This window comes from Paenibacillus sp. alder61 (genome assembly GCF_020179875.1).
GTDB classification, from domain to species: domain Bacteria; phylum Bacillota; class Bacilli; order Paenibacillales; family Paenibacillaceae; genus Fontibacillus; species Fontibacillus faecis.
On sequence record NZ_JAIUDG010000006.1, the window covers coordinates 13,546 to 32,935 of the forward strand.

Here is a 19,390-nt window from a genome sequence, read left to right on the forward strand (position 1 = left end):
GGAGGCGTATACACATGAATTTGAAACCGTATTCATTTTGGTTCGTGACCGGAAGTCAGCACTTGTACGGTCCGGAGACGCTCGAGCAGGTCGCCGAGCACTCCCGCATTATCGCCGAGCAATTCGATCAAGACCCCGCTTTCGCGTATCCGGTCGTCTTCAAGCCGATCGTCAAAACGCCGGATGAAATTTACAACCTCTTGCAGCAGGCCAACAGCGACCCTTCCTGCGCCGGCGTGATCACTTGGATGCATACCTTCTCCCCGGCCAAAATGTGGATCGCCGGTCTGGCGCAGTTGCAAAAGCCATTGCTTCATCTGCACACCCAATTTAACCGCGATATCCCATGGGAATCGATCGATATGGACTTCATGAACCTGAACCAGTCCGCCCACGGCGACCGGGAATACGGCCATATCGGCGCCCGCCTCGGCATCGCGCGCAAAATCGTCGTCGGGCATTGGGAGGACGGCGAGGTTCGCGGCGATATCGCGGCCTGGATGCGGACGGCGGTGTCCCATGCAGAAAGCCGCAGCCTGAAAGTGGCGCGGTTCGGCGACAACATGCGCGAAGTGGCCGTAACGGACGGCGACAAAGTCTCCGCGCAAATCCAGTTCGGCTGGTCCGTGAACGGCTACGGAATCGGCGATCTGGTCCAGGTGATGAACGAGGTCAGCGACGCCGAAGTCAAGGCGCTGCTGGAGGAATACGCGGACAGATACACGATTACCAAAGAAGGCTTGAGCGACGGACCGGTTCGCGATTCCATCGCTTACCAGGCGCGGACGGAAATCGCCTTGAAACGGTTTCTTGAAGAAGGCGGGTTCGGCGCGTTCACGACGACCTTCGAAGACCTGCACGGCATGAAGCAGCTTCCGGGGTTGGCGGTACAGCGCCTGATGGAAGCGGGCTACGGCTTCGGCGGAGAAGGCGACTGGAAGACGGCCGCCCTCACCCGTGTGCTCAAGGTGCTCGCGGATAACAAGAGCACTTCGTTCATGGAGGACTATACCTACCATTTCGAGCCGGGCAATCATATGATTCTCGGTGCGCACATGCTGGAGGTATGTCCGACGATCGCGGCGACGAAGCCGACGATCGAGGTGCATCCGCTGGGCATCGGCGGCAAGGAAGACCCGGCCCGGATCGTCTTTGACGGGCAGGATGGGCCGGCGGTTAACGCGTCGCTGGTCGACCTGGGCCATCGCTTCCGGCTCCTTGTCAACGTCGTCGACGGCGTGAAGGTCGAGAAACCGATGCCGAAGCTTCCGGTCGCCCGCGTACTGTGGAAGCCGCAGCCGTCGCTGCGGGAATCCGCCGAGGCCTGGATTTTGGCCGGCGGCGCGCATCACACGGTGCTGTCCTACGCGATGACGGCCGACCAACTGTGCGACTGGGCGGACCTGGCCGGCATCGAAGCGGTCATTATCGACAAGAACACCGATGTGCGCCGTTTCAAGAACGAGCTTCGCTGGAGCGATGCGGCTTACCGCTTGAGATAACGGCCCGGCCGCTCCCGTCCGGATTTGCCCGGCCTGTGATACAATAGCGGTTAGAGTGCAAAAAGCGCGCCGCGATTTAACCGTACGGCGGCTGGAGTAAATGAAGGATGGAGCAAAATATGGAGAATCGCAAAATTCCAAAGTACATGCAGTTGAAGCGCGAGCTGCTGACCTGGCTGCAATCGGGAAGGCTGCAGCCGGGACAGCAGTTTCCTTCCGAGAATGAAATCGCGGAGCAGTTCGGCCTCAGTCGGCAAACGGTGCGCCAGACCTTCGGCGAACTGGAGAAGGACGGATGGCTGGAGCGCATCCAGGGGAAAGGGACATTCGCCCGGAACCCGCAGCGTCGGGAAAGCGAGCAGGTCAAGACGATCGGCATCATTACGACGTATATTTCCGACTATATTTTTCCCCATATCGTGCGGGGAGCGGAGGCGGAGCTGCGCAGCAGAGGATACCGGCTTCTTCTCAGCAGCACGGACAACACCAAGGAGAAGGAAATGGAGAGCCTGCAGCTCATGACCAGCCAGCCGCTCAGCGGCCTGATCATCGAGCCGACGCGGAGCGCGGAGGGAAATCCGAACCTGCGGTTCTTTCTGGATTTGCAGGCCAAAGGCATCCCTTATCTGATGATCAACGAGAAATACCGGGAACTGGAGTGTCCCTGCCTGAAAGTCGATGACGAAAGCGGCGGCTACAAAGCGGCCTCCTATCTGCTGGAACGGGGACACGACTCTATCGCGGGGTTTTTCAAGAGGGACGACCTGCAAGGGGTCGGCCGTTTGAAAGGTTTTTTGGCGGCCCACAGGGACTATGGTGTTCCGGTGGGCTCCAGCCGGGTGATCACTTATACGACCGAGCAAAAAAACGACCTCCCCTTTCAGGAAGCCCTGAAATTGCTCGGGAGCCCGCAGGGGGAGCGGCCGACCGCATTTGTGTGCTACAACGACGAATTGGCGGTCATGCTGATGGAGGCCGCGGCCCAGTGCGGGCTCCGCGTTCCGGAAGATTTGTCGCTGATCGGTTTCGACGATTCCAGCCTGGCGGTTGCCTCGGGGACGAAGCTGACCACGCTCACCCACCCGAAGACGGAAATGGGCGAAACGGCCGCCCGGCAGCTGGTGGGGATGATCGAGGACGGGGCCGAATATGAGGACGTTCTCTATGAACCCGAGCTGATCGAGCGGGATTCGGTCATTACCAGAAAATAACGTTTAAAAGGAAGAATCGGGCGTTCCCTTCTCCTCCCTGACAAAGGAAGGGGTAGGGACGCTTGCTGGGTGACTTGTACGTACATTTTGAAATGCTGAAAAGAACATGGGATCAAAACGGGAAAGGAAGTGGCTGTTCATGCTGGAAAAGCTGAAGCGGCAGGTGTTGGAAGCCAACCTGGAGCTGCCCAAATACGGGTTGGTTACCTTTACATGGGGAAATGTCAGCGGTATTGACCGGGAGAGCGGCTTGTTCGTTATCAAGCCCAGCGGGGTTCCTTATGAGGAATTGAAAGCCGAGCATATGGTCGTTGTCGACCTGGAAGGCCGGGTCGTGGAGGGAGAGCTGCGCCCTTCGTCCGATACGCCGACGCATATGGTGCTGTACCGCTCATTCCCCGAGATCGGGGGCGTAGTTCACACCCATTCGCCGTGGGGCACGAGCTGGGCGCAGGCCGGACGTGCGCTGCCGGCTTACGGAACGACGCATGCGGATTATTTTTACGGGGAGATTCCCGTAACGCGTCCGATGACGAAGGAAGAAATCGAAGGCGCTTACGAACTGGAAACCGGCAATGTCATTGTGGAGCGGTTCAAGGACCTCGACCCAAATCAGGTGCCCGGCGTTCTGGTTCATTCGCATGCTCCGTTCGTATGGGGCAAGGATGCCCATAACGCGGTGCACAATGCCGTCGTGCTGGAAGAGGTGGCCAAAATCGCCGCCCGGATGCTGCAAATCCGGCCTGACACGCCGCCGATGGAACAGACGCTGCTGGACCGTCATTTTTTGCGCAAACATGGAGCCAACGCCTATTACGGCCAGAAATAAAGCATAGGGAAGAACTTATATATTTATATAAAACGGTTCAGGAGGGTTAGCGATGAGCAAAAAATATACGATCGGTGTCGATTACGGGACGCAGTCGGGGCGCGCCGTATTGGTGGATCTGTCCGACGGCCGCGAGGTTGCGGACCATGTCACGCCTTATCCCCACCATGTCATCGACGAGTATCTGCCGGGCTCGGGCATCAAGCTCGAACACGACTGGGCGCTGCAGCATCCCGACGATTACCTGGAGGTTCTGCGGAAATCGGTTCCCGCGGTCCTCGCCGAATCCGGCATCGATCCGGCCGACGTGATCGGCGTCGGCATCGACTTTACGGCTTGCACGATGCTGCCGATCGACGAAAAGGGCGAGCCGCTGTGCTTCGACCCGGCGTATGCCGAACGGCCGCACAGCTGGGTCAAGCTGTGGAAGCACCATGCGGCCCAGCCGGAGGCCGACAAGATCAATGAGATCGCGGCCGCCCGGGGAGAGGACTTCCTGCCGCGCTACGGCGGAAAGATTTCCTCCGAATGGATGATCGCGAAGGTGTGGCAAATCCTGGACGAGGCGCCGGACATCTACGAGCGGGCCGACATGTTCCTGGAAGCGACGGACTGGGTCATTTCGCAAATGACCGGCAAAATCGTCCGCAACAGCTGTACCGCCGGCTACAAGGCGATCTGGCATAAGCAGAAGGGGTATCCGGATAAGGCCTACTTCAAGGCGCTCGATCCGCGGCTGGAAGATTTGACGGATACGAAGCTGCGCGGCGAGGTGATCCCGCTCGGCACCAGTGCGGGCGGCCTGACGCCGGAGATGGCGGAGCTGACGGGCCTTCGTCCGGGCATCGCCGTCGCGGTGGGCAACGTGGACGCCCACGCCGCCGTCCCCGCGGTCGGCGTCGTGACGCCGGGCAAGCTGGTCATGGCGATGGGCACCTCGATCTGCCACATGCTGCTGGGCACGGAGGAGAAGCAGGTTGAAGGCATGTGCGGCGTCGTCGAAGACGGCATCATCCCGGGGCTGTACGGCTATGAGGCCGGGCAGTCGGCGGTCGGCGACATTTTTGAGTGGTACGTTGAAGAAGCGCTGCCGGCCTATGTCAAGGAAGCGGCCGCCCAAGAGGGCATCGGCGTTCATCCATGGCTGGAGCGGGAAGCGGCCAAGTACAAACCGGGGCAAACCGGGCTGCTCGCCCTCGACTGGTGGAACGGAAACCGGTCCGTGCTGGTCGATACGGATTTGACCGGCCTGATCCTCGGCATGACGCTGCTGACCAAGCCGCAGGAGATTTATCGCGCCCTGCTGGAAGCGACCGCGTTTGGCACGCGGAAGATCGTCGACGCGTTCCACTCGAACGGCGTGGCGGTCGATGCGCTGTACGCCTGCGGCGGGCTGCCGCAAAAGAACCGGCTGCTGATGCAGATTTATGCGGACGTCACGAACCGCGAAATCTTCGTCGCCGATTCCAAGCAGACGCCTGCGCTCGGCGCGGCGATGTTCGCGGCGGTGGCCGCGGGCGCGGAAGCCGGCGGCTACGATACGATCATTGACGCGGCGTCGCAAATGGCGCGGGTCAAGGAGGAAACGTTCAAGCCGATCCCGGCGAACGTGGAGGTTTATGAACGCTTGTATCAGGAATACAGCAAGCTGCACGACTATTTCGGCCGCGGGGAGAACGATGTGATGAAGCGGCTGAAGGCGATCAAGAAGTCGGCGGAATAAAACGTTATATGTAACGGGTGTTAAGCTATAGAAAAAAGCGAAATCGACAGTGGGGAGGAATCGGAATGTCCATGGTCAAGGAAGCGGCGTTTTTTGAACGAATCGTCCTCGAAACGGGAGCGTTATCGCAGGTGGCGCCGTATTTACGGGAGCGCGGCAGCCGCCGGCTCCTGCTGGCGGCGGACCGCAACACCTATGAAGCCGCGGGCCGGGATCTCGAGCGGATGCTGGCCGAGGCGGGGCTGGAACCGGCGCTTTGCCTGCTTGCGCCGAATGAAACGGGCGATGTGGTGGCCGACGAGGCCTCGCTAATCCAACTGCTGCTCGCGGTCGAGCCGGGCATGACGGAGGCGCTGGTGGCGGTCGGTTCGGGGACGATTCACGATATCGTCCGTTTCGCCGCCCATAAGAGCGGGATTCCGTTCGTTTCCGTGCCGACCGCTCCCTCGGTGGACGGCTTCACGTCGGCCGGCGCCCCGCTGATCATCCGCGGGACCAAAAAGACCGTGCCGGCCGTGCCGCCGGTCGCGATCTTCGCCGATCTGCGCATACTGATGGAGGCGCCCCAGCCGCTGGTGGCCGCCGGATTCGGCGATATGCTCGGCAAAACGACGTCCCTGTTCGACTGGAAGTTCTCCAGCCTGACGGCGGGTGAACCGTACAACGAACAGGCCGCGCTGATCACCGAGCGGGCGCTGGCCTCCTGCGTGGAGCACGCCCGCGAGATCGGCGCGCGTACGGAGCGGGGCATCACCGTGCTGATGACGGCGCTGATCGAGTCCGGCATCGCCATGCTGTTGTTCGGGCAGTCGCATCCGGCCTCCGGCGCGGAGCACCATCTCTCCCATTACTGGGAGATGGAATATTTGCGCCGGGGTCGCCGGGCGCTGCTGCACGGCGCCAAGGTCGGCGTAGCCTGCGCCGAAATTTCGCGCCTCTACCATGACGCCGCCGAGCGCGGCGTCTATCCGGGCGGCGAGCCGGAGGCGCTCCGCCAGCATGGCGGGCAGGTGCGCGAATGGCTGGCCGCCGTGCCCGGGGAGGCGGCCATACGCGAGCTGCTCCGGCTCGCGGGCGGGCCGTCCAGCCGGCAGGAGCTCGGCATTGACGACGAGCTGCTGGCGGCCAGCCTCCGCGAGGCGCACCTCATCCGCGACCGCCATACGCTGCTGCGGGCGCTGAACGAGGCGGGCGGGCGATAAAGCCCGCCCAATCAAAAACGAGCTGACGAGGGATTTCCGTCGTCAGCTCGTTTTTGGGTTAGTGGCTTTAGCCAGTTGAGCACGCGAAGCGTGCGAAACAAAAAACACCCGATGGGTTCGTTATCATAGGAGTGTTCAAGCTGCTATGTATAACGAAAGGAAAAGGTAGTTTAATGGCTAATGGCTAATCGAAGTGAGATGTCACATTATAAAGAGGCGCCTAGTGTGTTTCCAAGCTTCCAACTCTAAAAAGATGCAAATCTGCAGGTATTTAAGCCGATTCCCGGGGGAATGCGAAAAAAGATGTAAATCTGCAGGCATTTCCAGCGATTTTAGAGAAACGAGCCGGTTTCGTCAAAAATTCCTGCAGATTTGCAGGAATTTTAAAATTTTGGGCCCCGAACAAGAAAAAACATGCAGATATGCAGGAATTCTATATATCAAGGTGGTCTGAAGGGGGACTAGTAATAATCGCACCCCTTCAGGGGTAGGCAAAAACGGCAACGGCATAGTAGCTTGAACGAAGTGAAAGCTAGCGCCTTTAGACCCGAGCCGGAGCAATAAAGGCTTATAGCCTAAGAGCAAGCCACCGTTTGACGGGTGGTTATGATTCGGGGCAGGTCTGTTCCTACTTTCGCACCTGCACCTGTTCTCGCTCCTTCGACAGCCCCTGCTCCTTCTCCTTCTTTTGCTTCTTTTTCTGCTTCTGCCCCTGCCCCTGCCCCTGCCCCTGTTCATGTTCCTCCGTGCTCACCCCCAAGAGCTTAAGCAGCGCCCGCAAAGCCGGTGTCATGTAAGCGTCTTTGCGGTAGATGAGTTCGGTCTTCATACGTCTGAGGGCCTCGGGGACTTCATGGATCCGCAGCGAGCCGGCATTTCCCGGCATTTCCGCAACGACCCGGGGAACGAGGGAAATGCCGAGTCCCGAGGAGACGCCGCCCAAAATCGCCTCCAAGGTGCCGAACTCCATCGTCTTCAGTTGCCGGATCCCGCGGGAGTGCTGCCATCCCTCCAGAATTTCGCGGTATGAACAGCCTTTGCTGTATACGAGATTCGGCTTGGTCAGCGCGTCATCCAGCTCGATAATCCAAGGGGCGGAGATTACCACGACCTCTTCGTCGAACACGGAGACCGGCGTAAGCTCGGGATGCCGGCATGGCGTACTGATAAAAGCTACGTCCAGCTCATACTGGAGTACTTTTTCCATCAGGCGGTCGGATAAATCGGTGGTCAGCGTCAGCTCCACCTTGGGATGCATTTCGTAATACCGGCTCAGCAGCCTGGGCAGCCGGACGGCCGCCGTCGTTTGCGAGGCCCCGATCAGCAAAGGTCCGCCCGGTTCGCTGGACGGCGAGAGCGCAAGGGCGGCTTCATCCAGGAGCCCGATGATTTTGTCGGCATAAGCCAGCAGGGTCTGGCCGCTGGAGGAAAGGGTCATTCCCCGGTTATGCCGGTGGAACAACGCCGTCCCGATTTCGCTCTCCAACTGGCGGATCCGGGCCGTCACGTTCGACTGAACATACCCGAGCCGCAGCGCGGCTTTGGTAATCGAGCCTTCATAGGCCACCGCCTGAAATATTCGCAGGTCCGCACTTTCCACAAGCCATCCTCCGTTCGTTATCAAAGAATCAATTTATTAGGTATCGTTTTTTATGATATCGGATATCTGTAACGTTCATTATACATAAAGGCAAGGCTCCTCTACAATACAATCATGATCGACAACCAGATGGCAGGGAGGAAATAAACTTGAGTATTGGCAGGTCCCGATTCACCATTCTTGTTCTTTTGACGACCTTTCTTATGGGGGTGGCGTTTCCGGTTGGAAAAATAGGGCTTACCTACGCCTCCCCTTTTTTGCTGATGGGGCTCCGCTTCGTTCTGGCCGGAGGTTTGCTGGCTATTTTCGTGCGGAAAAGGAAGCAGCCGAGGGGCGCCAAACAATGGCTTCAAGCCGCCGTGCTGGGATTGTTTCAGTCCGCCGGCGTCATGGGGTTCGTGTTTTTCAGCATGCGCTGGATCAACTCGGGGGAATCGGCCATTATCACAAGCACCAGTCCGCTTATGGTAATCGTGCTGGGCGCCGTTCTTTACCGGAAAGTTTACCGGTGGCGCCAATGGCTGGGGGTTGCTATCGGCTTTGCCGGCGTCGTTTTAACTTTTGGTCTCCATGTGCGAATCGAACCGGGAATGCTGTTTTGCTTTGCCGGTGCCGTTTGCTTTACGGTCGCTACGCTTCTGATTAACCGGTATGGACCGGAGTTCGACATGACCGTGCTGGCGGCATATCAGATGTTGGCCGGCGGAATCGCTCTGCTTGTCCTGAGCTCGTTCGCGGAAGCGCCCCGCTTCGCTCTCAACGCAGCCTCGCTGCTCGTGCTGTTTTGGCTCGCGGTGATGTGCTCGATCGTCCAGTTCTCGCTCTGGTTTTATTTGCTTAAACACGGGGATCCGGCCCGCACCAGCGCGTTTCTGTTTCTCGTGCCGCTCTTCGCGGTCCTCTGCAGCTTCGTCCTGCTGGACGAACGGATCGCTTGGTATGTTTATGCGGGGGGAGCGCTGATCTGCGTGGGGGTATTTATGGTCAATTGGTCAGGCGGACGGAAGGACGGTCTGGTCCATAGAAACGAAGGGATGGGGGTAATTGTTAATGGAATTGAAAAATAAAGTGGTTTTGGTCACCGGTGGTGGAACCGGCATCGGGAGAGCGACCAGCCTTCTGCTCGCGAGTCGGGGAGCGATCGTTGCCGTCAATTATTCGCGGTCGGTGGCGGAAGCCGCAGAAACCGTTCGCGCTATCACGGAAGCTGGCGGAAGAGCGATGGCCTTCCAAGCGGACGTCTCGCGAAAGGGGGACGTCGATCGAATGGTTGACGAAATCGTGCGCGAATTCGGAACGGTGGATCTGTTGGTCAACAATGCGAGCATCACCCGTCATATCGCCATGGATGATCTGGAGGCCGTTACGGAGGAGGCGTGGGAAGCGCTTTTTGGCGTGAACGTTGTCGGCATGTTCCATTGTGCTCGGGCCGTGGCTTCCTACATGAGAGCCTCCGGCGGAGGGGCGATCGTCAACGTGGGCAGCGTAGCCGGGCTGACCGGCAAGGGATCTTCGCTTCCTTATGCCGTTTCTAAATCGGCCGTCCACGGTCTGACGAAGTCGTTGGCCCATGCTTTGGCTCCCACGATCCGGGTAAACTGTGTCGCCCCCGGAGCCGTCACAACCCGCTGGTGGGAAGGACAGGAAACCCGGATGCATTCGTTAATCACTCATCTGCCTCTGGAACGGATCTCTCCGCCCGAGGAGATTGCCGAGATGATCTGCGCCCTGCTGGAGCAGCCCTCGATCACCGGGCAAATCATTACGGTCGACAACGGGCAGACGCTGTAAGCGTTGAGCCGAATCGGACCGACCGTCGGGCTTCAATAAAAGCGGCCTGGGGAAGGCGCGCCCTTGCCCTGTTAGGGGTAGGGCGGGGCAGGGCTGTGGCTAGTATCGGGACCAGGTCAAGGGACGGGGCCGTGGCAAGGATCGGGGGCCGTGGTCGGGGCGGAGCCGTTGCCAGGGTTGGTCCGGGCCTGGGACCTGGTCGGAGCTGGGGTCGGCCCTGGCTCTGAGTCTGGCTCTGGCTCCGGCACTCCCGGCCCGCATCATCCCCCGGCCAACCCGAATTAACGGCCATTTGGGGCGCTATTTCGGCCAAATTCGGCTTCGGCGGGACAATAGCGGTCCAAAAAGGCCTTATTTACTGGCCAGGTACCCCGAAACCGGGGTTTTGGCCGTGTTTGCCTCAAAATAAGGCCTCAAAAGTCCGCTATTCCGTCCCGATGAGCCGAATTCGACAAAATAGCGCCTCAAAAGGCCTTTATACTCCCGGGCGGCGGGTGCCTAACCGGATTTTTGGATTAGCCCTGAACAGGTGCGCTAAGCGGCGTTTGACCTTGACCTGGCCCAGGTTTCCCAAAAAACAGGAAACCGGCATCAAAAGCCCAAACTCGTGAGTTTGGGCTTTTTTGCGGTGTGGAGTCTTTAGCGCCGCTACATGCTCAGCTCACTCCCCGTTCACATTGTACAGCACCCGCGCCAACAGGTCCTGGCTGTAGTTGCCGAAGTTTCGGCCGTAGATCGTCAGCCCGCGCTTGTTGAACGACTTCTCCGTTACGGCGATGCGGAACGTGAGCTCGCTTTTGTAATCGAGCTGAATCTGGTCCAGCGTGACATCGGAAATGCGGCAGCCGTCGATAAAGCTTCCTTCATGGTTAATGCGGATCAGCTTCAGCATGCCGTATTGGTTGAGATGCGGGGGCCACCAGTCCGGATTGAATGTGCCGCGGGCGTCGCCGAAGTCTCCCGGGCTGGTCCAATAGCCGATTTCGATGCCGTTGATATAGAAGTAAATGTCCGATGGGTAGTTGTCGCAATATCCCGGGGCCTCCGAGCCCAGCTCCATGGAAAACTGGATTTCGCGGAAGGTCTGGTTGGGCTTGAGATAGTTCGGAATCCGGTATTCCAGGTAGCCTTCGGTCAGCCAGATGATTTCCGAATCGATCCGCTGCGGGTCGGCGAAATAGCGGGGATCGTCAAAATCGCCGATAATGCTGTCCTTGGTCGCCAGTCCGCAGGTCGGCAGGGCCTGGTAATTGCTGTAGTGGCCTACCTGGATTTCCACTTCATACAGATTCTCGACTTCCTTGCTTTTAAGATCGACCATCAGCTTGTCTTTATTAAGGTAGCAAATTTTCTGGATGCCGTGTTTTCCGACCGTCGTATTGATTTCAATCAATCCGCTTTCTTCCAGCTTCTTAATATGCATCGTAATCGCCCCGTTGCTGAGATTCAGCCGCGTCGCGAGTTCATTGAGGTTCAAGGCTTGGTTTTTGGCCAGCAATTCCAGGATCTGAATCCGAATCTCCGAGCTCAACGCTTTGAAAATATCGATCCCGCTCATCAAATCCTTGATGTAAATCATAAGATAACCCTCTTCCGATTATAGTAGACACCATTTTACTTTAAATAATTATAAACTAACCCTTCCTTATAATAAAGAAATATATCCCAAAACTCTAGGGAAAGAAGAAAAAAGACAAATATTTAACAAAAAACGCGCATAACATTTAAATAAATGTGAAATGAACATGGTGAAAATACGGTTTATCGGTTTGAAACATGCTGAAATTTGGCGGATAACCATTTAATTTTATAAAAATATAAAAAGTTTTAGGTTTATATATTTACAGCCTCCTGGTTATATGTTATTTTATACCTGTAAGCGTATTCATTCAAGTTTAATCAAAAAGTTTTAAGAAGATTTAAAACGGAAGGTGATAGAGGTGTCGCCAATGTCAGCAGGATCAAAAGCTAAAATGATCGTGGACAAATCATTCCGGATTTCGGAGATCGATCCGCGGATTTACGGTTCTTTTATCGAGCATTTGGGAAGGGCCGTATACGGAGGGATTTATGAAGCTTCCCACCCGGACGCCGATCCCGCGGGTTTTCGCAATGATGTCAAACAATTGATCCGGGAACTGAAAGTGCCGATCATTCGATATCCCGGAGGGAATTTCGTATCGGGCTATAACTGGGAAGACGGGGTCGGACCGGTGGAGAACCGGCCTAAACGGCTGGAGCTCGCCTGGAGAACCGTAGAGCCGAACTATGTCGGCACCAATGAATTCGTGAAATGGGCCCAGGAAGTCGGTTCCGAAGTAATGATGGCCGTAAATTTGGGCACGCGCGGCGTGGATGCGGCAAGAAATCTCCTGGAGTACTGCAACCATCCCGGTGGAAGCTATTGGAGCGATTTGCGCCGGAGCCATGGTTATGAACAGCCGCATCGCATCAAGACCTGGTGCCTCGGCAACGAGATGGACGGACCTTGGCAAATCGGGCAGAAGACGCCGCAAGAGTACGGAAGATTGGCGTATGAAACCGCCAAGGCGATGCGTCTGATCGATCCGTCCATTGAGCTGGTTTCCTGCGGCAGCTCCAGTACGGGCATGCCGACTTTCCCGGAATGGGAAGCGGTAACGCTGGATCATACCTATGAGGTTGCCGATTACGTCTCTTTACACCAATATTACGGCAACCGGGACGGCGACTCGGCCAATTTCCTGGCCAGAACGATGGATATGGAACATTTCATCAAGACGGTGGCCGCCACCTGCGATTATGTCAAAGCGAAGAAGCGGAGCAAGAAGACGATGTATCTGAGCTTCGATGAGTGGAATGTATGGTATCACTCCAATGATGCCGACGCCAAAATCGAGCCTTGGACGGTCGGTCCGCCGCAGCTTGAGGATATTTATAACTTTGAAGACGCGCTGCTGGTCGGCAGCATGCTGATAACCATGCTCCGCCATGCCGACCGGGTGAAGATGGCCTGCCTGGCCCAACTGGTGAATGTGATCGCGCCGATCATGACGGAGAATGGAGGCCGGGCCTGGAAACAGACGATCTTCTATCCGTATATGCACGCCTCATTGTATGGCCGGGGCGTTTCTCTGCAACCGATTGTCGACTCGCCGCGTTATGACGCGCAGGATTACACCGATGTTCCTTATCTCGACACCGCCGTTGTTTATAACGAGGCGGAGGAAGAGGTTACGATATTTGCAGTCAACCGGAACCTGAACGAAGCGCTGGATTTGGAATGCGATGTCCGCAGTTTCGAGGGCTACCGGCTCGTCGAGCACATCGTGATGGAACATGAAGATTTGAAAGCGGTAAACACTGCGGCAGAGGAGAAAGTCAAACCTCATTCCGGGGGAGGCGCTTCCTTGCGCGACGGCTATCTCACCGGCAGACTTGCCAAAGCGTCCTGGAATGTCATGCGTTTGAAAAAGGCTTAGGCCAATTAAAGAAGCGGAGGGGTCAAGTATGAAGAGAAAGTGGTTTATCACACTGCTGGCGCTGATGATGACTACGGCGTTATGGGGCTGCAGCGGCAAATCGTCCTCCTCGGCCGGAGCGGGCGGGGAAACGTCCGTGCTCGAAGGCGGAGCGGGGGAAAACGCTACGGAATTATCCTATTGGACATTCGTCGAACTTCATGGCCAACACTTCGAGAAGATGCTGCAAAAATGGAATCAAGCGAATCCGGACCGGCAAATCAAGCTGAATGTTACCGTAATGCCTTATGACGATATGCACAACAAGCTTTCGATCGCCGTTCAAACCGGTGTGGGCGCTCCGGATATTTCCGATATCGAGCTCGGCAAATTCCCGGACTTTTTGAAGGATACACCGCAGTTGGTACCGCTGAACGATGTCATCGATCCTTACAGGGATACCATCGTCAAATCGAGAATCGACATTTACAGCAAGGACGGCCAAAATTACGGCATTCCCACTCACGTAGGCGCTTCGGTGGCGTTCTACAACACGGAGATTTTGGAAGAAGCGGGCGTGGACTACAAGAGTATCGTTACGTGGGAAGATTTCAAGCAGGCCGGAATCAAAGTCTATGAGAAGACCGGCAAATATATGGGCACTGCGGATACGAGCGCAACCTGGCAGTTGTCCCAGTTGTTAGCCCAACAGGGCACCGACTTTACGGACGACCAGGGCAACCCGCAGATCAATTCGGAAGCGATGGTCAAAGCCCTCACGATCCTGAAAGATCTCCAGGACAACAACGTTATCGCCACGATCGCCGGCGGCCAGCCGGATACGGAAGAAGCTTACGGCGAATTCAATGCCGGCAATTACGCAACCGCATTCATGCCTTTATGGCAGATGTCGAGATACACCAACTATATGCCTGAACTGAGCGGCAAGATCGCCCTTGCTCCGATTCCGGTCATTGAGAAGGGCATGCCTAGATCCGTCGGCGGCGGCGGTACGGGGACCGTCGTAACCAAAACGGCCAAGGACATCCAACTGGCCAAGGACTTCCTGGCTTTCGCCAAGCTGTCCGAGGATGCCAACATCGAAATCTGGAACACGCTTGGTTTCGATCCGGTCAACATGGACATTTGGAGCAAAAAGGAAGTTACGCATAACCCGGAAAATGCATTTGTGAAGTACTTCCAAAACAACCCGTTTGATGTCCTGAACGACATCAAGGATGAAATCCGGATGATCAAGTCGACCTCGGCCTCCCCGACGATCAATAACGTGCTCTGCACCGTAACGTTAAACGAGATCTTTGAGGACGGCAAGGACATTAAGCAGGCGCTGGACGATGCGCAAGCCCAAATTTTGCAGGATCTGAAATAAGCGGTACGAATCCAAGCCAGGGAGCTGCCCCGTCACGGGAACGGCTCCCTTCCCAAAGGAGTAGGAGACTATGATAAAAAGATTTCTGTATTCGCAAAAGGTCGCTCCTTACGTGTTTGTGCTGCCTTTCATCTTGGTTTTTGTGATTTTCTGGGCGTATCCGCTGGCCAGCTCCTTTTCCATGAGCTTTCAGAAGCTGACCCTCGGGCAGGAGCCGCAGTGGGTAGGGATGGATAACTATGCCAAGCTGATGGGGGACGGCATCTTCCTTAAAGCGGTGATCAACAGCGCGGTTTATATGGTGCTCACCTTGATTATTTTGATCCCATTTCCGATGCTGTTTGCCGTCTTGATCAACAGTAAATTCATGTGGGGACGGGAATTTTTCAAATCGTCCTTCTTTTTCCCGGCACTGACTTCGGTTGTCGTTGCGGGGACGATTTTTCGGCTGATGTTCGGAGAGATGGAAGGCTCGCTGATCAACAGCGTTCTGGGCTACTTCGGCATCGACCCGGTCAAGTTTTTGAAGGGCCAAGTCACAGGCTATATCGCACTCGTTGCGCTGGCGACTTGGAGATGGACGGGAGTCAATATGCTGTACTTTTTGTCGGGATTAAAAAGCATTCCCGATGAATATTACGAAGCCGCCTCCATCGACGGAGCGACCCGGTTCCAGAAATTTACGCAAATTACGATGCCGCTGCTCAAGCCGACGACGATCTATGTGCTGACCATCAGCATCTATGCCGGCCTTGCGATGTTCATCGAGAGCATGATGCTTTGGAACGGCAACAACTCGCCGAAAAATATCGGTCTCACCATCGTAGGCTATCTGTACCGTCAGGGGATCGAAAAGAACAATCTGGGCTACGCGGCGGCGGTCGGGATCGTTCTGCTGGCGATTACGATGATTATTAATCTGACGCAGTTGACATTCTCCGGAATGTTTAAGAAGGAGGACTGATCTCATGAAAAAGGATACCGCGATCAAAGTGTCCCTCTTTCTGCTTTTTTCCATTCTCTGCCTTCTGATTCTCATCCCTTTTTATGCGGTGACCATCGCTTCGTTTAAGCCGGGTGAGGATTTGGTCCGGTATGGACTGAATTTGCGTTTTGATTTGAATGTCATGAGCTTCGACAATTTCATTTACTTGTTTACGGGAGAGCACGCCTATTTCAGCTGGTTCTTTAACTCATTGTTCTTAACGGTCGTTCAGGTCGCTCTAACCTTGTTTGTGAGCGCCACCGTTGCTTATGGATTTTCGGCCTACGAATTCAAGGGAAAAAACTTCCTTTTTATATGCGTGCTTCTGATCATGATGGTTCCGTTTGAAATTTTGCTGCTTCCGCTGTACACGCTGACCTACAATATCGGGCTGATGAACAGCTATTCGGCGATTATTTTGCCGGGGATCGCGGGCGCGGCGACCATTTTCTTTTTCAGACAGTATTTGAGCGGCATTCCCAAGGAGATCATTGCGGCCGGCCGGGTGGACGGAGCCTCGGAATACGGCATCTATATGCGTTTGATTTTGCCCGTGATGAAGCCTTCATTCGCGGCTATGGCCATCCTGAACGGGATGAACAGCTGGAACAATTTTCTCTGGCCGTTTATGGTGTTGAGCGACGCCAATAAATACACGCTTCCGATCGGGCTGAAGACGCTGCTCACTCCTTACGGGAACAACTATGATCTGTTGATTGTAGGCTCTTTCTTTTCGATTCTTCCGATATTTATCCTGTTCGTGGCTTTCCAGAAATATTTCATTGATGGGATGACCGCAGGTGCCGTGAAAGGCTAAGCCTTTTGCGTTCAACCTTATAGATAGAATATAGAAAAAAGGAGAGAACAAGGGATGAACACAAAACGAGATTACGTCAATCCGGTGGTGGAACAGCGTGCGGATCCATGGGTTTACAAGCATAGCGACGGTTACTATTATTTTACCGCCTCGGTTCCCGAGTACGACCGGATCGAGATCCGGCGCTCGGCCACCATCCAAGGCTTAGGTGAGGCCAAGCCCGTAGTGGCATGGCGCAAATACGACACAGGTCCGCTCAGCGCCAACATTTGGGCCCCGGAGATCCACTATATTCAAGGGAAATGGTACATTTATTTCGCGGCGGCCCGGACGACCGAAACGCAGGACGGCCTGTTCGATCATCGCATGTACGTGCTGGAGAACGGCTCGGCGAACCCTTTGGAGGGGAAGTGGGTGGAGAAAGGACAAGTTCGAACCCGTTGGGAGAGCTTCGCGCTGGATGCCACCACCTTCGAACATCGGGGTGAACTTTACTATGTCTGGGCTCAGAAGGATCCGGAGATCGAGGGGAACTCCAACCTGTACATTTCCCGGATGGAAAATCCGTGGACGCTAAAAGGGGAGCAGGTCATGATCTCAACGCCGGAATACCCTTGGGAAATCATCGGGTTCCGGGTGAATGAAGGCGCCGCGGTACTGAAGCGGAACGGGCGGATTTTCATCGCTTATTCGGCCAGCGCGACCGACCATAATTACTGCATGGGATTGCTCTGGGCCGATGAATCGGCCGATTTGCTGGACCCTCGTTCCTGGAGCAAATCGCCGGAGCCGGTCTTCCGGACGTGCGAAGAAACGGGACAGTACGGGCCGGGGCATAACAGTTTTACCGTATCGGAGGACGGCGAGGATGTGATGATTTATCACGCCCGGAACTACAAGGAGATTACGGGAGATCCGCTTTATGATCCGAACCGGCACACCAGAGCGCAAGTGTTCGGTTGGACGGAAGACGGAATGCCCGATTTCGGAATTCCGGTGAGGGACGGGGTCCGAAACAAATAAAAATGCGGGACAACGGAGGATCGCCTGCGGCATTTGGCCGAGGCGGTCTTTTTTTGCGGGAATAGGAGAAACAACCTTACCCAAACATCAAAATTGTGCAACAAATGAACAGAATTATGTTTGAGGGATGCTGGAATAATCATTATAATTATATATGTAAACGCTTTATTCCCTTCTCTGTGGAGAAAGGTTTTTTTGCGTTCAATCAAGTGTTATATGTCGGGTAGGAACGCTGGACAGAACACACGGTAATACTTCCGACAGGGGGAACCTGCATGATTAAAGTGCTGATTGTGGACGACGAACCTAAGCTGCGCGAAGGTTTGCGGACTTTCATAGATTGGAACGAATACGGATACACGGTCGTGGATACGGCCGCCAACGGCAACGAAGCATTGGAGAAGTACCAAGCCCACTTGCCCGATCTCGTTATCGCCGATATCCGGATGCCGGGGATGGATGGTCTGCAGTTGATCCAGCGGCTGCGCCAGCTCGATCCGATGCTGCATATTTTGATTCTGAGCGGCTATGCCGACTTTGATTACGCCAAGAAGGCGATTACCCAGCGGGCGGACGGCTATTTGCTGAAGCCTGTGGACGAAGAGGAATTGATCGATTATATCGAAAAAATCAAGCTGCAGATCAAGCAGGAACGGTTAGCCGAGCAGTGGAACAGCGTAACCAGGGAATGGAGCCGGGAAGCGTTTATTCAGGTGCTTCTGGCTGGCGCCGAGAAGGATGAAACCGAACTCCAGCAGCGAGCGGATGACCTTGATCTGCGGTGGAAGTGCTACCAGGTCCTGCTGATCACCCTGCATATGGATGAGGATGCCGACGACGAAGCCTCCAGCCACATTCGGCAGAAAATGGTATCCCGATTTGAAATGACCGGCCGGGGTTGTGTATTCAGCTTCCATACGCATATCGGCATTTTGTTGAAAGCTCCGATTCTCGGGGTCGAAACGGACAGCGTTTACCAGGGAATTCGCGAAGCCGTTTCCGAGACGGGCGCGGAATTTTCGGTTGCGGTTGGACCGAAGGTCGGCGGGTTGAGCGAAGTGGCTCGTTCCTTTCATGCCGCACGGGAATTGAGCAAGCATCACTTTTTCCTCGGCAATGACCGGCTGCTGACTTGCGATATGTTGGAGCATTTTCAGAAGGAAGTCCCGTCTGTGGCGGATCACGGTTCGGCGGAGTTTTATGAGCAGCTTTATTACGCGGTTGAAGTAGGCAACCGGGAGACTGTCAAGGCGCTGATCCGCCGCAAAGGTCAGGCTCTCGTGGCCGAAGGACAGAGTGAAGGCGATATCAAGCGGAGGTTTGCGGAGCTGCTGACGGCGATTCTCGGTAAAGGGCTGAAGCAATCGCCGGAGCTGCAAAGCCGCAGCAAGGAATTTTCGGACTATCTCTCCGAAATTTACAAGGTTCGCACACTGGAAGGGCTCTATGCCGAAACGGAATTTTTCCTGGAGCAGATGATGAGTCAATTGAACGAAGGCGGAAAGCACCGGGAAGTCAAAGTTATGCTGGATTTGATTCACCGCAATTTCAGCGACAATTTAAAGCTGGAGACCCTGTCGGGCATCTTTAACTACAACAGCGCCTACCTCGGCAAACTGTTCAAGAACGAAACCGGCGAGTATTTTAACACTTATCTGGACAAAGTCCGGATCGAAAAGGCCAAATCCCTGTTGGAAGAAGGGCTGAAAGTTTACCAGGTCGCCGAGAAGGTCGGGTATACCAATGTAGACTATTTTCACAGCAAATTCCGCAAATATGTGGGGACGTCCCCGTCCGCTTACCGGAAAACGGCAAACCATGCATAAAACCCGGCTGATCAGCCGGGTTTTGTTTACGGGTAAAAAGGCAGCCCTTGG

The 19,390-nt window shown here is 55.5% G+C and carries 15 protein-coding genes; 13 read left to right on the forward strand and 2 right to left on the reverse strand.

The annotated features are described in order from the left end of the window. Positions 1–14: 14 nt before the first annotated feature. The 5 genes from araA to LBW89_RS07600 all read left to right on the forward strand — a co-directional run bounded on the left by araA (position 15) and on the right by LBW89_RS07600 (position 6,467). Complete coding sequence (araA, locus tag LBW89_RS07580) at positions 15–1,502, forward strand: L-arabinose isomerase (RefSeq protein WP_148451442.1); 1,488 nt, start codon at positions 15–17, stop codon at positions 1,500–1,502. A 119-nt stretch (positions 1,503–1,621) separates the two neighbouring features. Further along, on the forward strand, positions 1,622–2,713 hold the full coding sequence (locus LBW89_RS07585; RefSeq protein WP_148451443.1) for a GntR family transcriptional regulator: 1,092 nt from the start codon (positions 1,622–1,624) through the stop codon (positions 2,711–2,713). A 139-nt stretch (positions 2,714–2,852) separates the two neighbouring features. Continuing rightward, positions 2,853–3,542 carry an L-ribulose-5-phosphate 4-epimerase gene (gene araD, locus LBW89_RS07590; RefSeq protein WP_148451444.1) on the forward strand — a complete coding sequence of 230 codons (690 nt, stop codon included), beginning with the start codon at positions 2,853–2,855 and terminating at the stop codon, positions 3,540–3,542. A gap of 52 nt (positions 3,543–3,594) precedes the next feature. Beyond that, positions 3,595–5,265, forward strand: coding sequence for a ribulokinase (locus LBW89_RS07595; protein WP_148451445.1), 1,671 nt, complete (start codon positions 3,595–3,597; stop codon positions 5,263–5,265). A gap of 65 nt (positions 5,266–5,330) precedes the next feature. After that, complete coding sequence (locus LBW89_RS07600; protein ID WP_225038887.1) at positions 5,331–6,467, forward strand: sn-glycerol-1-phosphate dehydrogenase; 1,137 nt, start codon at positions 5,331–5,333, stop codon at positions 6,465–6,467. 628 nt (positions 6,468–7,095) lie between these two features. Here the strand turns inward: LBW89_RS07600 and LBW89_RS07605 are convergent. After that, on the reverse strand, positions 7,096–8,067 hold the full coding sequence (locus LBW89_RS07605; RefSeq protein ID WP_225038888.1) for a LysR substrate-binding domain-containing protein: 972 nt from the start codon (positions 8,065–8,067) through the stop codon (positions 7,096–7,098). A gap of 149 nt (positions 8,068–8,216) precedes the next feature. On the opposite strand from LBW89_RS07605, the gene LBW89_RS07610 reads away from it, so the two are divergent. Continuing rightward, the gene (locus tag LBW89_RS07610; protein WP_225038889.1) at positions 8,217–9,134 is read left to right on the forward strand and encodes a DMT family transporter; all 918 of its coding nucleotides are present in this window, start codon (positions 8,217–8,219) and stop codon (positions 9,132–9,134) included. After that, positions 9,118–9,858, forward strand: a complete 741-nt coding sequence (locus tag LBW89_RS07615; RefSeq protein WP_225038890.1) for an SDR family NAD(P)-dependent oxidoreductase — start codon at positions 9,118–9,120, stop codon at positions 9,856–9,858. The genes LBW89_RS07610 and LBW89_RS07615 overlap by 17 nt, the downstream gene beginning before the upstream one ends. Before the next feature lie 661 nt (positions 9,859–10,519). Here the strand turns inward: LBW89_RS07615 and LBW89_RS07620 are convergent. Next, entirely contained in the window at positions 10,520–11,437 is a 918-nt protein-coding gene (locus LBW89_RS07620; protein WP_148451449.1) for an ArsR/SmtB family transcription factor, read from the reverse strand. 370 nt (positions 11,438–11,807) lie between these two features. Here LBW89_RS07620 and LBW89_RS07625 point away from each other — a divergent pair, with 370 nt between their 5' ends. From LBW89_RS07625 to LBW89_RS07650, 6 genes are all read left to right on the forward strand, one after another. Then, positions 11,808–13,319 carry an alpha-N-arabinofuranosidase gene (locus tag LBW89_RS07625; protein WP_225038891.1) on the forward strand — a complete coding sequence of 504 codons (1,512 nt, stop codon included), beginning with the start codon at positions 11,808–11,810 and terminating at the stop codon, positions 13,317–13,319. Between the two features lie 28 nt (positions 13,320–13,347). After that, positions 13,348–14,688 carry an ABC transporter substrate-binding protein gene (locus tag LBW89_RS07630; RefSeq protein ID WP_148451451.1) on the forward strand — a complete coding sequence of 447 codons (1,341 nt, stop codon included), beginning with the start codon at positions 13,348–13,350 and terminating at the stop codon, positions 14,686–14,688. 70 nt (positions 14,689–14,758) lie between these two features. Next, positions 14,759–15,652: a carbohydrate ABC transporter permease gene (locus LBW89_RS07635; RefSeq protein ID WP_148451452.1), complete on the forward strand. Its 894-nt coding sequence runs from the start codon at positions 14,759–14,761 to the stop codon at positions 15,650–15,652. Between the two features lie 4 nt (positions 15,653–15,656). After that, positions 15,657–16,490: a carbohydrate ABC transporter permease gene (locus LBW89_RS07640; RefSeq protein WP_148451453.1), complete on the forward strand. Its 834-nt coding sequence runs from the start codon at positions 15,657–15,659 to the stop codon at positions 16,488–16,490. Between the two features lie 54 nt (positions 16,491–16,544). Then, positions 16,545–17,513 (forward strand): family 43 glycosylhydrolase, encoded by a 969-nt coding sequence (locus tag LBW89_RS07645; protein WP_148451454.1) that lies wholly within the window; start codon positions 16,545–16,547, stop codon positions 17,511–17,513. Between the two features lie 275 nt (positions 17,514–17,788). After that, positions 17,789–19,339: a response regulator transcription factor gene (locus tag LBW89_RS07650; RefSeq protein ID WP_225038892.1), complete on the forward strand. Its 1,551-nt coding sequence runs from the start codon at positions 17,789–17,791 to the stop codon at positions 19,337–19,339. The last annotated feature ends 51 nt before the right edge of the window (positions 19,340–19,390 follow it).

Bases quoted from the DNA above. Each gene is read 5' to 3' on its own strand.
- araA (WP_148451442.1), top strand. From the start codon at position 15: ATGAATTTGAAACCGTATTCATTTTGGTTCGTGACCGGAAGTCAGCAC.
- LBW89_RS07625 (WP_225038891.1), top strand. From the start codon at position 11,808: ATGTCAGCAGGATCAAAAGCTAAAATGATCGTGGACAAATCATTCCGG.
- LBW89_RS07595 (WP_148451445.1), top strand. From the start codon at position 3,595: ATGAGCAAAAAATATACGATCGGTGTCGATTACGGGACGCAGTCGGGG.
- LBW89_RS07615 (WP_225038890.1), top strand. From the start codon at position 9,118: ATGGAATTGAAAAATAAAGTGGTTTTGGTCACCGGTGGTGGAACCGGC.
- LBW89_RS07640 (WP_148451453.1), top strand. From the start codon at position 15,657: ATGAAAAAGGATACCGCGATCAAAGTGTCCCTCTTTCTGCTTTTTTCC.
- LBW89_RS07630 (WP_148451451.1), top strand. From the start codon at position 13,348: ATGAAGAGAAAGTGGTTTATCACACTGCTGGCGCTGATGATGACTACG.
- LBW89_RS07635 (WP_148451452.1), top strand. From the start codon at position 14,759: ATGATAAAAAGATTTCTGTATTCGCAAAAGGTCGCTCCTTACGTGTTT.
- LBW89_RS07585 (WP_148451443.1), top strand. From the start codon at position 1,622: ATGGAGAATCGCAAAATTCCAAAGTACATGCAGTTGAAGCGCGAGCTG.
- LBW89_RS07600 (WP_225038887.1), top strand. From the start codon at position 5,331: ATGTCCATGGTCAAGGAAGCGGCGTTTTTTGAACGAATCGTCCTCGAA.
- LBW89_RS07650 (WP_225038892.1), top strand. From the start codon at position 17,789: ATGATTAAAGTGCTGATTGTGGACGACGAACCTAAGCTGCGCGAAGGT.
- araD (WP_148451444.1), top strand. From the start codon at position 2,853: ATGCTGGAAAAGCTGAAGCGGCAGGTGTTGGAAGCCAACCTGGAGCTG.
- LBW89_RS07645 (WP_148451454.1), top strand. From the start codon at position 16,545: ATGAACACAAAACGAGATTACGTCAATCCGGTGGTGGAACAGCGTGCG.
- LBW89_RS07620 (WP_148451449.1), bottom strand. From the start codon at position 11,437: ATGATTTACATCAAGGATTTGATGAGCGGGATCGATATTTTCAAAGCG.